Raw genomic sequence first — 13,803 nt, 5'->3', positions numbered from 1 at the left:
CCAAGGATTGCCGCCATGCGCCTGCCCACTCGAAAACTGATTCCCCTGCTTGCCATCCTGGCCGTCGCCGCCGCGGGCTATTACGGATGGCGCCTGTTGGCCGACACCGGCCCGGGCGAAGGCTTCATCAGCGGCAACGGCCGGATCGAAGCCACCGAGATCGACGTGGCCACCAAACTGGCCGGACGCGTGCAGGAAGTGCTGGTCATCGAGGGCGACTTCGTGTCCGCCGGCCAGCCGCTGGCGCGCATGCAGATCGACACGCTGCAGGCGCAGCGCGAAGAAGCGCGCGCCCAGCATCAGCAGGCAATCAACAGCGCGGCCAGCGCCGCGGCGCAGGTGGCGCAGCGCGAAAGCGACAAGCTCGCCGCCGAAGCCGTGGTGGTCCAGCGGGAAAGCGAGCTGGACGCCGCGCGCCGCCGCCTGGCCCGCTCCGAAACGCTGTCCAAGGAAGGCGCATCGTCCATCCAGGAGCTGGACGACGACCGCGCCCGCGTGCGCAGCGCGCAGGCGGCGGTGAACGCCGCGCGCGCCCAGGTGACGGCGGCCGCCGCCGCCATCGAGGCGGCCCGCGCCGCCCAGGTCGGCGCGCAATCGGCCATCGCCGCGGCCCAGGCCACCGTCGCGCGCATCGACGCCGACATCACCGACAGCGAGCTGCGCGCCCCGCGCGACGGCCGCGTGCAGTACCGCGTGGCGCAACCTGGAGAGGTCCTGGGCGCAGGCGGCAAGGTGCTCAACATGGTGGACCTGGCCGACGTCTACATGACATTTTTCCTGCCCGAACAGGCCGCGGGCCGCGTCGCGCTGGGCCAGGATGTGCGCATCATCCTGGACGCCGCCCCCGAATACGTCATCCCCGCCAAGGTCTCTTTCGTGGCCAGCACGGCGCAGTTCACGCCCAAGACGGTCGAGACCGCGAGCGAACGGCAGAAGCTGATGTTCCGCGTCAAGGCGCAGATCAGCCCCGAACTGCTGCTGCAGCACCTCAAGCAGGTCAAGACCGGCCTGCCGGGCGTGGCGTGGATCAAGCTGGACGGTGACGCCCAATGGCCCGCCAACCTTGAAGTCAAGGTGCCGTGATGACCGCCACGGCCCCCGCCCCCGTCGTCACGCTGTCCGATGTCAGCCTGCGCTACGGCAAGACGCGGGCGCTGGACGGCATCACGCTGGACATCCCGGCCGGGCGCATGGTGGGGCTGATCGGCCCGGACGGCGTGGGCAAGTCCAGCCTGCTGGCGCTGGTGGCCGGCTCCCGGGCCGTGCAGCAAGGCAAGGTCGTGGTGCTGGGTGGCGACATGGCCGACAGCCGCCACCGCGACAAGGTCTGCCCGCGTATCGCCTACATGCCGCAAGGGTTGGGCAAGAACCTGTACCCCACCTTGTCGGTGGAAGAGAACCTGCAGTTCTTCGGCCGCCTGTTCGGCCATGACGAAGCCGAACGCCGCCGGCGCATCGACAGCCTGACGCGCAGCACCGGCATGTCCGCCTTCCTGTCGCGGCCCGCCGGCAAGCTGTCGGGCGGGATGAAGCAGAAGCTGGGCCTGTGCTGCGCGCTGATCCATGACCCCGACCTGCTCATCCTGGACGAACCCACGACCGGCGTCGACCCGCTGGCTCGCGCACAGTTCTGGGACCTGATCAACGACATCCGCCGGGAACGCGGCGACATGAGCGTGATCGTGGCCACGGCCTACATGGACGAGGCGCAGCGCTTCGATTGGCTGATCGCCATGGACGAGGGCCGCGTGCTGGCCACCGGCACTCCCGAGGAGCTGGAGCAGCGCACTGGCGCGGCGTCGCTGGAAGCCGCCTTCATCGCGCTGCTGCCGGAAGACAAGCGGCGCGGGCACAAACCGGTGGAAATCGTGCCGCTGGCGCTCGACGAACACGCCGAGATCGCCATCGAGGCGCGCGACCTGACCATGCGGTTCGGCGACTTCGTGGCCGTGGACCACGTCAATTTCCGCATACGCCGCGGCGAGATCTTCGGCTTCCTGGGGTCCAACGGCTGCGGCAAGTCGACCACCATGAAGATGCTGACCGGGCTGCTCCCCGCCAGCGAAGGCCAGGCCTGGCTGTTCGGCAAGGAAGTCGACCCCCGCAATATCGACACGCGGCGCCGCGTGGGCTACATGTCGCAGGCGTTCTCGCTGTACGGAGAGCTGACGGTGCGGCAGAACCTGGTGCTGCACGCCCGCCTGTTCCATGTTCCCGAGGCCGATATCCCCGCGCGCGTGGACGATATGGTGGGCCGCTTCGACCTGGGCGACGTGCTGGACGCGCTGCCCGAGAGCCTGCCCATGGGCGTGCGCCAGCGCCTGTCGCTGGCGGTGGCCATGGTGCACCAGCCCGAACTGCTGATCCTGGACGAGCCGACCTCGGGCGTGGACCCCGTGGCCCGCGACAACTTCTGGCGCCTGCTGATCGAGCTGGCGCGGCAGGACCAGGTCACCATCTTCATCTCCACGCACTTCATGAACGAGGCCCAGCGCTGCGACCGCATGTCGCTGATGCATGCGGGCAAGGTGCTGGTCAGCGCGTCGCCCGCCGAGATCACCCGGATGCGCGGCGCGAAGACGCTGGAAGAGGCCTTCATCGCCTACCTGATAGACGCGGGCGCCGGGACGGCGGCCGAGGCCGGCGCGGCCCCGCCCGCCGAGCCCCAGCCCGCGGCTGCGCAGCCGCCGCAGCGCGGATTCAGCATCAAGCGGGCGCTGAGCTACATGTGGCGCGAATCCCTGGAGCTGCGGCGCGACCCCGTCCGCGCCACGCTGGCCCTGATGGGATCGCTGCTGCTGATGTTCGTGATGGGCTATGGCATCAGTCTGGATGTCGAGGACCTGCGCTATGCCGTCATGGACCGCGACCAGACCAGCCTGAGCCAGAACTACAGCCTGAACCTGTCCGGGTCGCGCTACTTCATTGAACGCCCGCCCATTTCCGACTATGCCGACATGGATGCGCGCATGCGCAGCGGCGAACTGTCGCTGGCCATCGAGATCCCGCAGGGCTTCGCGCGCGACGTGCAGCGCGGCAAGAGCGCGCAGATCGGCGTGTGGATCGACGGCGCCATGCCGCAGCGCGCCGAAACCATCCGCGGCTATGTGCTGGGCATGCACCAGGGCTGGCTGGCGCAGCAGGCGCGCGAAAGGCTGGGCGCCAGCGCGGCGTCGTCCGTCGGCATCGAGACCCGCTTCCGCTACAACCCCGATGTGCGCAGCCTGCCCGCGATGGTGCCGGCGGTGATTCCCCTGCTGCTGCTGATGATGCCGGCCATGCTGACCGCGCTGGCGGTCGTGCGCGAAAAGGAGCTGGGCTCGATCATCAACCTCTATGTCACGCCCGTGACACGGCTGGAGTTCCTGCTGGGCAAGCAGGCGCCGTACGTGGCGCTGGCCATGCTGAACTTCCTGCTGATGACACTGCTGGCGGTGACGCTCTTTGGCGTTCCCATCACCGGCAGCTTCGCCACCTTGCTGCTGGCCGCGCTGATCTACAACGTGGTGGCGACGGCCATCGGGCTGCTGGCCTCCACCTTCACGCGCAGCCAGATCGCGGCGCTGTTCTTCACCATGATCGGCACGCTGGTGCCCGCCGTGCAGTTCGCGGGCCTGCTCAATCCGGTGTCGTCGCTGGAAGGCGGCGGGCGGCTGATCGGAGAAATCTACCCCGCCACGCACATGCTCACCATCAGCCGCGGCGTGTTCAGCAAGGCCCTGGACTTCTCGGATCTGCAGGGGTCGTTCTGGCCGCTGCTGGCCGCGATACCCATCATCCTGGGCGCCTCGGTGCTGCTGTTGAAAAAACAGGAGACCTGACATGAGGCACCTGGCCAACATCTACCGCCTGGGCGTCAAGGAGCTATGGAGCCTGGCCCGCGACCCGATGATGCTGATCCTGATCCTCGTGTCGTTCACGCTGATGATCTACACCGCGGCCACCGCCGTGCCCGAGACACTGCACAACGCCCCCATCGCGGTGGTGGACGAAGACGTGTCCCCGCTGTCGGCGCGAATTACGTCGGCGTTCTATCCGCCCCACTTCACGTCGCCGCAGATGGTCACCTCAGCCGAGGCCGACGCGGGCATGGATGCGGGGCGCTACACCTTCTCGGTGAACATCCCGCCGAATTTCCAGCGCGACGTGCTGGCCGGCAAGCCGGCGGAGATCCAGCTGAACGTGGACGCGACCCGGATGAGCCAGGCGTTCACCGGCAGCAGCTACATCCAGCAGATCATCACCGACGAGATCAACGAATTCCTCAGGCGCTACCGCGCCCCCACCGAGCTGCCGGTGGACCTGGCGGTGCGCATGCGATTCAACCCCAATTTGACGCAGGCCTGGTTCGGCGCGCTGATGGAGATCATCAACAACGTCACCATGCTGTCCATCATCCTGACCGGCGCGGCGCTTATCCGCGAGCGCGAACACGGCACCATCGAGCACCTGCTTGTCATGCCGGTGACGCCGACCGAGATCATGGTCGCCAAGGTCTGGTCGATGGGGCTGGTCGTATTGGCGTCCGCTGGGCTATCGTTGACGTTCGTGGTGCGCGGCCTGTTGCACGTGCCGATCGAAGGTTCCGTGGCGCTTTTCCTGACCGGAGTGGCGCTGCACCTGTTCGCGACGACCTCCATGGGCATCTTCATGGCCACGCTTGCGCGCAGCATGCCCCAGTTCGGCATGTTGCTGGTACTAGTGCTGCTGCCTCTGCAAATGCTGTCCGGCGGCACCACGCCGCGCGAAAGCATGCCGGAGTTCGTGCAGAACATCATGCTGGCCGCCCCCACGACCCATTTCGTGGAACTTGGCCAGGCCATTCTCTATCGCGGCGCGGGCATCAGCGTCGTTTGGCAACCCTTCCTGGCGCTGGCGCTGATCGGCACAGTCCTGTTCGCGCTATCCCTGGCACGCTTTCGCAAGACCCTCAGCCAGATGGCATGAGGCCCGTATGTATTCGTTGCCCCTTACCACTCTCTTAAAAGGACGGATGATGAAGAAGACTACAGCCTCCATGCCCCAGGGCCTCGCCGGCGCCAATGCCGCCTATTGCCAGCACCTGGCCCAGCTTGCGCAGGAAAGCCAGCAGCGCTGGATCGAACTGGGCCAGCGCCTGGCCAGCGAGAGCACCAGCCAGTACCTCGCCACCCTGGGCCCCCTGAAACCCTCCGGCAACTGGCAGGAGCTCGCGCCCGCGCTGGGCGAGCTCACGCGCAAGCGCTGGCAGTGCCAGCTGGAAGCCAGCCAGGCCATCACCCACGCCGCGCTGCAAGAGCAGGCCGCGCTGGCTGCCGGCCTGGGCGCGGCGATGACCGAATGGTTCAAGCACGCCACCAGCGTCGGCGCCAGCGTCGACACGTCGCCGCTGACGCAGATGTGGTCCGCCATGTCGAACCAGATGGCGGCCGCATGCTCGGCCATGCGCGACGCGAGCCAGCCAGGGGCCCATCATGACAGCTAAGCGCACGGCCCTGATCACGGGCGGGGCCGGCTGCCTGGGCCGCGCCATCGCCGTGGCGCTGCACGATGCCGGCCACGACGTCATCGTCACCTACCACTCCAGCGAAAGCGCCACGCGCGAGTGGGTGGACGAAGAGGCGGCCAAGGGACGCAAGTTCGCCATGTACAAGGTGGACGTAGCGGACTTTGCCTCCTGCCAGGCGCTGGTCGGCCGCCTGGAGCAGGACGGCCGCCAGATCGACATCCTGGTGAACAACGCAGGCATCACCCGCGATGCCAGCCTGCGCAAGATGACCGCCGAAAACTGGGCCGAGGTCATGCACAGCAACCTGGATTCCATGTTCAACATGACGCAGCCGCTGTGCGGCGCCATGGCGGACCGGGGCTGGGGCCGCATCGTGAACATCTCGTCCGTGAACGGCAGCAAGGGCGCATTCGGGCAAACCAACTACGCCGCCTCGAAGGCGGGCATACACGGCTTCACCAAGTCGCTGGCGCTGGAACTGGCCAAGAAGGGCGTGACGGTAAACACCGTATCGCCGGGCTACCTGGCCACGCGCATGGTGCAGGCCGTGCCGGAGGAGGTACTGAAGGAAAAGATATTGCCGCAGATCCCACTGGGACGGCTGGGCCTGCCGGAAGAAATCGGGGCGCTCGTAGCATTCATCTGCAGCGACGCGGCCGGCTTCATGACAGGCAGCAACGTTGCCATGAACGGCGGGCAGCACATGTATTGACCGCGTGACGGCGCGCCGCGGCCCTATTCCCGCGGCGCGTCCAGCTCCTCAAGCAGGAAATCCACGAACGCGCGCACCTTGGCCACCATGTGGCGGCGCGAGGGATACACCGCATACACAAAGGTCTGGTCGGGCGACCAGTCCTGCAGCGCGGCCTGCAACGCGCCGCTGTCCAGGTCGCCCTGCACATACACGCGCGGCACCAGGCTCACGCCAAAGCCCGCGCGCAGCGCATCGCGCACCGCCAGGCTGGAACTGACCTTGTAGCGTCCCCGCACCGGCACACGCTGCGTCTGCCCCGCGCGCTGGAAGGTCCACTCGGCCGCATGGCCTGAGAGCGTGAATTGCACGCACTCCATGCCGCGCAGGGCTTGCGGCGTATCCGGCACGCCATGGCGCTGAAAGTAGGCGGGCGCGCCGCAGAGCACGTGATCCAGCGTCATCAGCTTGCGGGCCACCAGGCTGGAATCCTCCAGCCGGTCGCTGCCGCGTATGGCCAGGTCGAAGCCCTCCTTCACGATGTCTATCCGCCGGTCCTCCAGGTTCAGGTCCAGCGACACCAGGGGATAGCGTTCGAGAAACCTGGGAATGGCGGCGGACAGCCGGACCAGGCTCAGGGACATGGGCGCGCTGACCCGCAGGGTGCCCGACGGGGCCTGCTGCATCGGACCCAGCGATTGCTCGGCTTCGTCCAGGTCATCCAGGATGCGGGCCACCTGCTCGTAGTAGCGCGATCCGGCTTCGGTCAGGCTCATGCGCCGAGTCGTACGGTTCAGCAAGCGCGCGGCGACGTGGGCCTCGAGTTCAGCGATGTTCTTGCTGACCGCCGCCGGCGACAAGCCCAGCTGGCGTGAGGCCGCCGCAAAGCCGCCCTGCTCCACCACCTTCCTGAATACCTTCAGCGCGGTCAGATGATCCATTGATTATTCACTCACAGTGAATGATATTGACATTGAAATGGATATTATCGCGGTCCTGGCATTCAATTAGTCTGTGGGCATGGATCCGGCGCGCATCTTGGCGCGCCAGCACAAACCCTGGATTGGACGACAGCCATGAACCACGCCCTGACCGACGCCATCGCGCAACGCAATTCCGTCAACGCCTTCGACCCCGCCCGCGAGCTGGACGACGATCTCATCCACACCCTGATCTCGTGGGCCACCCGCGCCCCCACCGCCTTCAACCTGCAGAACTGGCGCTTCATCGCCGTGCGCAGCCGCGAGGGCCGCCGCCGTCTGCGCGAACTGGCCTGGAACCAGCCCAAGGTCACCGACGCCGCGGTGACCTTCATCGTGGTGGGCGTGCTGCCCCAGGCCTCGTGGATGGCCGACCGCCTGCGGCCGTCGGTGGAGGCGGGCTTCATGCCGGCCGGCATGGTGCAGGCGTGGGAGTCCGCGGCCAGCCAGCTCTACGCCGGTTCGCCCCAGACCCAGCGCGACGAAGCGGTGCGCAGCGCCACCTTCGGCGCCTCGACGCTGATGCTGGCCGGGCAGGCGCAAGGCCTGGCCGCCAGCCCGATGACCGGCTTCGACCCCGCGGGCGTCGCGCAGAGCTTCGGCCTGGCGCGGGACGAAGTGCCCGTCATGCTGGTCGCCATGGGCTACGCCAAGGACGGCAACTGGCCGCAGAAGCCGCGCCGTCCCGTCCCGGATGTCCTGGAACTTGCCTGAGCGCTGCTGGAGCGAACCGCCATGAGCCGCAATACCGATCTGCTTCTGACGGCGCTGGCCCCCGCCATCTGGGGCAGCACCTATGTGGTCACCACCTTGATGCTGCCGCCGGACTACCCGCTGACGATCGCGATGCTGCGCGCCCTGCCCGCTGGATTCCTGCTGCTGCTGGCCGTGCGCCAGCTTCCGCAAGGCATCTGGTGGCTGCGCGCCTTCCTGCTTGGGGCGCTGAACTTCTCGGTGTTCTGGGCGCTGCTGTTCGTCGCCGCCTACCGCTTGCCCGGCGGCGTGGCCGCCACGCTGGGGGCCATCCAGCCGCTGGTCGTGATCGGACTGGCGAGGGCCCTGCTGGGCTCGCCGGTGCGCAACCTGTCCGTTGCCGCCGCCCTGGCCGGGCTGGCCGGGGTGGCGCTGTTGGTGCTCAGCCCCAAGGCCGCGCTGGACCCGGTGGGCGTCGCCGCCGGCCTGGCCAGCGCGGTCTCGATGGCGCTGGGCACGGTGCTCAGCCGCCGCTGGCAGCCGCCCGTTTCGGCGCTGACGTTTACCTCGTGGCAATTGACCGCGGGCGGCATTCTGCTGGCGCCGGTGGCGCTGCTGGCCGAGCCGTCGCTGCCGCCGCTCACGCCCCTGAACGTGCTGGGCATCGCCTATCTGGGGCTGATCGGCGCGGCGCTGACCTATGTGCTGTGGTTCCGGGGCGTGGCGCGGCTGGAGCCCGCCACGGTGTCGTCGCTGGGCTTTCTCAGCCCGGTCTCCGCGGTGCTGCTCGGCTGGGGCCTGCTGGGCCAGAGCCTCGGCGCCTGGCAGATGGCGGGAATGGGCATCGTGGTGGGCAGCGTGTGGCTGAGCCAGCGCGCGCAGCGTCCGCCCGTCACGCCGCTGGCCCCGCGTCCGGTCCGCTGACTGCCGGCGGGCGCCTCGATTCCCGATGGGATCAAGCGATGCAACCGCATGATCTGCGCTGCTTTTTTTGTAACGGCGCAGAATCAAGATCCTATGAAGCACAGCGGATTTCCCTATGTGAAACCTGTGTTTTTCGTGGCGCCGACCCCAACTGATCCGCTTTTTTTAGTCTTCTCTGAATCTGTACTAGTTACAGCGGAAGTCCTACCTTCGTGGTGCAGGTCAAACACCCCGTCTGCGCACGCCGTCTTGTGGCGGTTTGTCAGCGCTGACGACGAAAGTCAGGAATACCGCCATGGATAGCGACGCGCTATTGCTAGCCCGAATACAGTTCGGCTTCACCATCTCGTTTCACATCGTCTTTCCCGCCATCACCATCGGGCTGGCCAGCTACCTGGCCGTGCTGGAAGGCTTCTGGCTGCGCACGGGGAAGACGGTCTACCGGGACCTCTATCACTTCTGGACCAAGATCTTCGCGGTCAACTTCGGCATGGGCGTCGTGTCCGGCCTGGTGATGGCCTATCAGTTCGGCACCAACTGGAGCTTCTTCTCCGATTTCGCGGGCAGCGTGACCGGGCCGCTGCTGGCCTACGAGGTGCTGACCGCCTTCTTCCTGGAAGCCGGCTTCCTGGGCGTGATGCTGTTCGGCTGGTCGCGCGTGGGGCCGGGCCTGCACTTCTTCTCGACCGTCATGGTGGCCTTGGGTACCCTGGTGTCGGCCACCTGGATCCTGGCGTCCAACAGCTGGATGCAGACGCCCGCCGGCTACGAAATCCTGGACGGCCGCGTGGTGCCCACGGACTGGCTGGCCGTGATCTTCAACCCGTCCTTCCCCTACCGCCTGGCGCACATGGGCATCGCCGCCTTCCTGGCCACCGCGCTGATGGTGGGCGCGTCCGGCGCCTGGCACCTGCTGCGCGGCGACCGCAGCCCGGCCGTGAAGAAGATGTTCGCGATGGCGATGGGCATGCTGCTGCTGGTGGCGCCGCTGCAAGCGGTGGTGGGCGACTTCCATGGCTTGAACACGCTCAAGCACCAGCCCGCCAAGATCGCGGCCATCGAAGGTCACTGGGAAAACGAGCCGGGCGCGGGCGTGCCGCTGACGCTGTTCGGCATCCCCGACATGGAGCGCGAGGAAACGCGCTACGCGGTGAACATCCCGCGCCTGGGCAGCCTGATCCTCACGCACAGCTGGGACGGCCAGTTCCCCGGCCTGAAATCCTATCCCCCGGAAGACCGGCCCAACTCCACCGTGGTGTTCTGGTCGTTCCGCATCATGGTCGGGCTGGGCCTCTTGATGATCGCCCTGGCCGCGTGGGCACTGTGGGCCCGCTGGCGCCATCGCCTGTACGAGTCGCACTGGCTGCACCGCTGCGCGCTGTGGATGGGCCCGTCCGGCCTGGTGGCCATGCTGGCCGGCTGGTATGTCACCGAGATCGGGCGCCAGCCCTGGGTGGTGTACGGCGTCATGCGCACCGCGGACGCCGCCACGCCCCACGGCCTGGGCGAACTGACGCTGACCCTGGCGCTCTTCGTGGTGGTGTACCTGCTGGTGTTCGGCGCGGGCGTGTCCTACATGCTGCGCCTGATCCGCATGGGTCCCAGCCCCGCGCCCGGCCACGCGCCGCTGTCCGGCGGTCCGGGCGAACCACGCCAGCCGTCGCGGCCGCTGTCGGCCGCGTCCACCCTGGCGGGCATCGAGCCCGCGCAACGCAAGCATTCGGGAGTCTGAGGCCATGGGCATCGACCTTGCACTGATTTGGGCCGTCGTCATCCTGTTCGGCGTGATGATGTACGTGATCATGGATGGCTTCGATCTGGGCATCGGCATACTGTTTCCGCTGATCGCCGACCGCGAGGAACGCGACGTCATGGTCAATACCGTGGCGCCGGTCTGGGACGGCAACGAAACCTGGCTGGTGCTGGGCGGCGCGGGCCTGATGGCGGCGTTTCCGCTGGCCTACTCGGTCATCCTGAGCGCGTTGCACCTGCCGCTGGTCTTCATGCTGCTGGGACTGATCTTTCGGGGCGTGGCATTCGAGTTCCGCTTCAAGGCCGACGAGCATCACCGTCCGTGGTGGGATTTCGCCTTCGTCTTCGGTTCCGTGTGCGCCACCTTCTTCCAGGGAGTCACGCTGGGCGCCTATATCGAAGGCATCCCGGTGGTGAATCGCGCCTACAGCGGCGGCCCCTGGGACTGGATCAGCCCGTTCTCGATGTTCACCGGCGCAGGCCTGGTGGCCGCCTACGCGCTGCTGGGCTGCACGTGGCTCATCATGAAGACCGAAGGCCGGCTGCATCGCCACATGTGCGACATCGCGCGGCCGCTGACGCTGGCGCTGCTGGCCGTCATCGCGGTGCTGAGCGCCTGGACTCCGCTGGCCCAGCCGCAGATCGCGCAACGCTGGTTCAGCCTGCCCAACATGTTCTGGTTCTTCCCGGTGCCCCTGCTGGTTGCGGCGGCGGGCTTTGAACTGATCCGCCGCGTCAAAGGCATGCCTGCCGCCGGCCCCTTCGTGCTATCGCTGGCGCTGGTGTTCCTGGGCTACAGCGGCCTGGGGATCAGCATCTGGCCGGCGATCATCCCGCCGGACATCTCCATCTGGACCGCGTCCGCGCCTCCGCAAAGCCAGGGCTTCGCCTTGGTGGGAGCCTTGACGATCATTCCGATTATTCTCATGTACACCGCCTGGTCGTATTACGTGTTCCGGGGCAAGGTGCGCGCAGGCGAGGAGTTCCATTGATGAACGGCGCGCAATCCTCACTGCCCTCGTGGCGCAGCCGCCTGCTGTGGCTGGCGGCGATCTGGGCCTGCAGCGTCGGGGCCCTGGGCGTGGCGGCCTATGCGCTGCGCCTGATCATGAGATCCATCGGCATGTCGACCTGAACCCCTGCATCCTGCACACGGATCCCCCATGAAGCGCTACGAACGCCTGACCGAAGAAATCACCGCCTCGATCCTGTCCGGCCTGCTGCAGGTGGGCGACCGCCTGCCCTCGGTGCGGCAGACCAGCACCAGCCGCGGAGTCAGCCCCTCCACGGTGTTCAAGGCCTACTACCTGCTGGAAGCGCGCGGGCTGATCCGCGCGCGCGACCGGTCCGGCTACTACGTGCTGCGCGCCCCGCATGCCGCGCTGCCCGAACCGGACGGCCTGTCCAGCGCCAGCGCGGGCCGCCATCCGGTGGACGTCAGCGACAACGTGCTGCAAGTGCTCAACGCCACCTTGCGGCGCGACATGCTGCCGTTCGGTTCGGCGTTTCCCAGCCCATCCCTGCTGCCCTATGGCCGGCTGGCCAAGTTCATGGCGGCCACCGTCCAGAAGCTGGACCCATGGGGTTCCATCGACGACCTGAGCCCGGGCGATGCCGCCCTGCGCCGCGCCATCGCCCTGCGCTACCTGGCCGATGGCCTGTCCGTGCCAGTGGACGACATCATCATCACCAACGGCGCGCTGGATGCGCTGAACCTGTGCCTGGCGGCGGTGACCAGCCCCGGCGACGCGGTGATCGTGGAATCCCCCACGTTCTACGCCGCGCTGCAATCGCTGGAGCGCAACCAGCTGCATGCCATCGAAGTGGCGACGCATCCGCGCGAAGGCATAGACCTGCAGGCGCTGGAAGAGGCCATCCTGCGCCACCGCCCGCGCGCCTGCTGGCTGATGACCACCTTCCAGAACCCGCTGGGCAGCCTGATGCCCGACGAGAAAAAGGAAGCGCTGGTCAAGCTGCTGACGCGGCACGACGTCGCGCTGATCGAGGACGACGTGTACGGCGAGCTGTATTTCGGCGAAACCCGGCCGCGGCCCGCCAAGGCCTTCGACACGGAAGGCATCGTGATGCACTGCTCCTCATTCTCCAAGACGCTGGCGCCGGGCTACCGCGTGGGCTGGGTGGCCGGCGGCCGCTACACGCGCAAGATCATGCGCAACAAGCTGACCACCAGCCTGGCCACCGCCGCCCCCACCCAGGCCGCCATCGCGGCCTACCTGGAGAAAGGCGGGTTCGACCGCCATCTGCGGCAGTTCCGCCAGGCGCTGGCTTTGCAGCAGGGCGAACTGCTGCAGGCCATTGCGCGCTACTTCCCCAAGGGCACGCGCGCCACGCGGCCGGCCGGCGGATACTTCGTCTGGGTGGAATTGCCGGCGCATATCGACACGCTCAAGGTGCACCGCGCCGCGCTGGACCACGGCATCAGCATTGCGCCTGGCCCCCTGTTTTCATCGTCCGGCGGCTTCGGGAATTTCCTGCGCCTGAACCACGGGCATCCGTGGAATGCCGACATGGAGCAAGGCATGGCAACGCTGGGAAAACTGCTGGCGGGCGGATAACGCCGATTGTCTTGGATTGAGGCGGCCTTACCGCAAGGCGGGAGCGGCGGCGCCGCGCGCCGCTTCGATCTCGCCATGCAGGGAGGCCGCATCCGGCCGCAGGGGCAGCACAAGCCGTCCCTGCCGGTCGATGGCGCCCCAGTCTCCGCCCACGACGTAGCTGTGTTCGCCGTCCGGCGTACGCTCCAGCCGGCAACCCTTGCACACGGCCGCCAGGCCGCCGCTGTACCGGTCCACCCAGTCATAAGGCGTGGCCAGCACCCGGTTGAGCTGCTTGTCGTAATAGGCCATGCCGCCCTGCCACGGGCCGCGCGTCAGCCCCTCTTCGAAATCGTCGGCGCCGTTGTCGTAGGTCACGACCGCGACGGCGTACCCGTCCGGCCGCACCCAATGCCATGAGCCGTTGGCGGTGGCCGGCGACAGGCCGTCGCCTTCGAAGTCCATGCGGGCCAGCACCTGGGGCCGGAACTCCACGGAGTCTCCCGCGACGCGGGCGCAGTGCGCGGCTTGTTCGAGCGAGCCGCCGCTACCCTGGTCCGCGTAGAAGCATGGCAGGTCATAGTCGGCGGCATTGCCCGAGGCCAGGGCAAGCGCGGAAAGCAAGGCGGCAATCAGCATGCGGGGCATCCTAGCACGGGGCGATGCCGGTGTTCGCCATGCCCTGGCGCCCAAGAAAAATCGGCCGCGAAGAGCCGATTT

Annotated in this window: 13 protein-coding genes; 11 read left to right on the top strand and 2 right to left on the bottom strand. The window is 67.5% G+C overall.

Features of this window, described 5'->3' with window-relative positions:
• Nucleotides 1-15 precede the first annotated feature (15 nt).
• The 5 genes from HLG70_RS25655 to phbB are packed head-to-tail and all read left to right on the top strand — an operon-like array spanning nt 16 to nt 6,200.
• Nucleotides 16-1,083 (top strand): HlyD family secretion protein, encoded by a 1,068-nt coding sequence (locus tag HLG70_RS25655; RefSeq protein WP_171667644.1) that lies wholly within the window; start codon nt 16-18, stop codon nt 1,081-1,083.
• The gene (gene rbbA, locus HLG70_RS25650) at nt 1,083-3,821 is read left to right on the top strand and encodes a ribosome-associated ATPase/putative transporter RbbA (RefSeq protein ID WP_171667643.1); all 2,739 of its coding nucleotides are present in this window, start codon (nt 1,083-1,085) and stop codon (nt 3,819-3,821) included. Before HLG70_RS25655 ends, rbbA begins: the two co-directional genes overlap by 1 nt.
• A 1-nt stretch (nt 3,822) precedes the next feature.
• Nucleotides 3,823-4,947 (top strand): ABC transporter permease, encoded by a 1,125-nt coding sequence (locus HLG70_RS25645; RefSeq protein WP_171667642.1) that lies wholly within the window; start codon nt 3,823-3,825, stop codon nt 4,945-4,947.
• A gap of 49 nt (nt 4,948-4,996) precedes the next feature.
• A complete protein-coding gene (locus HLG70_RS25640) occupies nt 4,997-5,464 on the top strand; it encodes a hypothetical protein (RefSeq protein WP_326491120.1) in 468 nt (155 codons plus the stop codon).
• Nucleotides 5,454-6,200 carry an acetoacetyl-CoA reductase gene (gene phbB, locus HLG70_RS25635; protein WP_171667640.1) on the top strand — a complete coding sequence of 249 codons (747 nt, stop codon included), beginning with the start codon at nt 5,454-5,456 and terminating at the stop codon, nt 6,198-6,200. The genes HLG70_RS25640 and phbB overlap by 11 nt, the downstream gene beginning before the upstream one ends.
• Before the next feature lie 23 nt (nt 6,201-6,223).
• Here phbB and HLG70_RS25630 read toward each other — a convergent pair whose 3' ends face one another.
• Nucleotides 6,224-7,120 (bottom strand): LysR family transcriptional regulator, encoded by an 897-nt coding sequence (locus HLG70_RS25630; RefSeq protein ID WP_171667639.1) that lies wholly within the window; start codon nt 7,118-7,120, stop codon nt 6,224-6,226.
• Between the two features lie 135 nt (nt 7,121-7,255).
• On the opposite strand from HLG70_RS25630, the gene HLG70_RS25625 reads away from it, so the two are divergent.
• The 6 genes from HLG70_RS25625 to HLG70_RS25600 all read left to right on the top strand — a co-directional run bounded on the left by HLG70_RS25625 (nt 7,256) and on the right by HLG70_RS25600 (nt 13,104).
• On the top strand, nt 7,256-7,873 hold the full coding sequence (locus HLG70_RS25625) for a nitroreductase family protein (RefSeq protein WP_171667638.1): 618 nt from the start codon (nt 7,256-7,258) through the stop codon (nt 7,871-7,873).
• A gap of 21 nt (nt 7,874-7,894) precedes the next feature.
• Nucleotides 7,895-8,776, top strand: a complete 882-nt coding sequence (locus tag HLG70_RS25620) for an EamA family transporter (protein WP_171667637.1) — start codon at nt 7,895-7,897, stop codon at nt 8,774-8,776.
• A 295-nt stretch (nt 8,777-9,071) separates the two neighbouring features.
• Nucleotides 9,072-10,508, top strand: coding sequence for a cytochrome ubiquinol oxidase subunit I (locus HLG70_RS25615; RefSeq protein ID WP_171667636.1), 1,437 nt, complete (start codon nt 9,072-9,074; stop codon nt 10,506-10,508).
• 4 nt (nt 10,509-10,512) lie between these two features.
• On the top strand, nt 10,513-11,520 hold the full coding sequence (gene cydB, locus HLG70_RS25610) for a cytochrome d ubiquinol oxidase subunit II (RefSeq protein ID WP_171667635.1): 1,008 nt from the start codon (nt 10,513-10,515) through the stop codon (nt 11,518-11,520).
• Entirely contained in the window at nt 11,520-11,663 is a 144-nt protein-coding gene (locus HLG70_RS25605; RefSeq protein WP_171667634.1) for a DUF2474 domain-containing protein, read from the top strand. The genes cydB and HLG70_RS25605 overlap by 1 nt, the downstream gene beginning before the upstream one ends.
• Before the next feature lie 28 nt (nt 11,664-11,691).
• Complete coding sequence (locus tag HLG70_RS25600; RefSeq protein WP_171667633.1) at nt 11,692-13,104, top strand: PLP-dependent aminotransferase family protein; 1,413 nt, start codon at nt 11,692-11,694, stop codon at nt 13,102-13,104.
• 27 nt (nt 13,105-13,131) lie between these two features.
• Here HLG70_RS25600 and HLG70_RS25595 read toward each other — a convergent pair whose 3' ends face one another.
• Nucleotides 13,132-13,722: a WG repeat-containing protein gene (locus HLG70_RS25595; RefSeq protein WP_171667632.1), complete on the bottom strand. Its 591-nt coding sequence runs from the start codon at nt 13,720-13,722 to the stop codon at nt 13,132-13,134.
• Nucleotides 13,723-13,803: the final 81 nt, after the last annotated feature.

The sequence above is a fragment of the Achromobacter deleyi genome (assembly GCF_013116765.2).
GTDB lineage: Bacteria > Pseudomonadota > Gammaproteobacteria > Burkholderiales > Burkholderiaceae_B > Achromobacter > Achromobacter deleyi_A.
The sequence above is the reverse complement of the archived record's forward strand: the minus strand, read 5'-3'. Positions and strand labels throughout refer to the sequence as shown.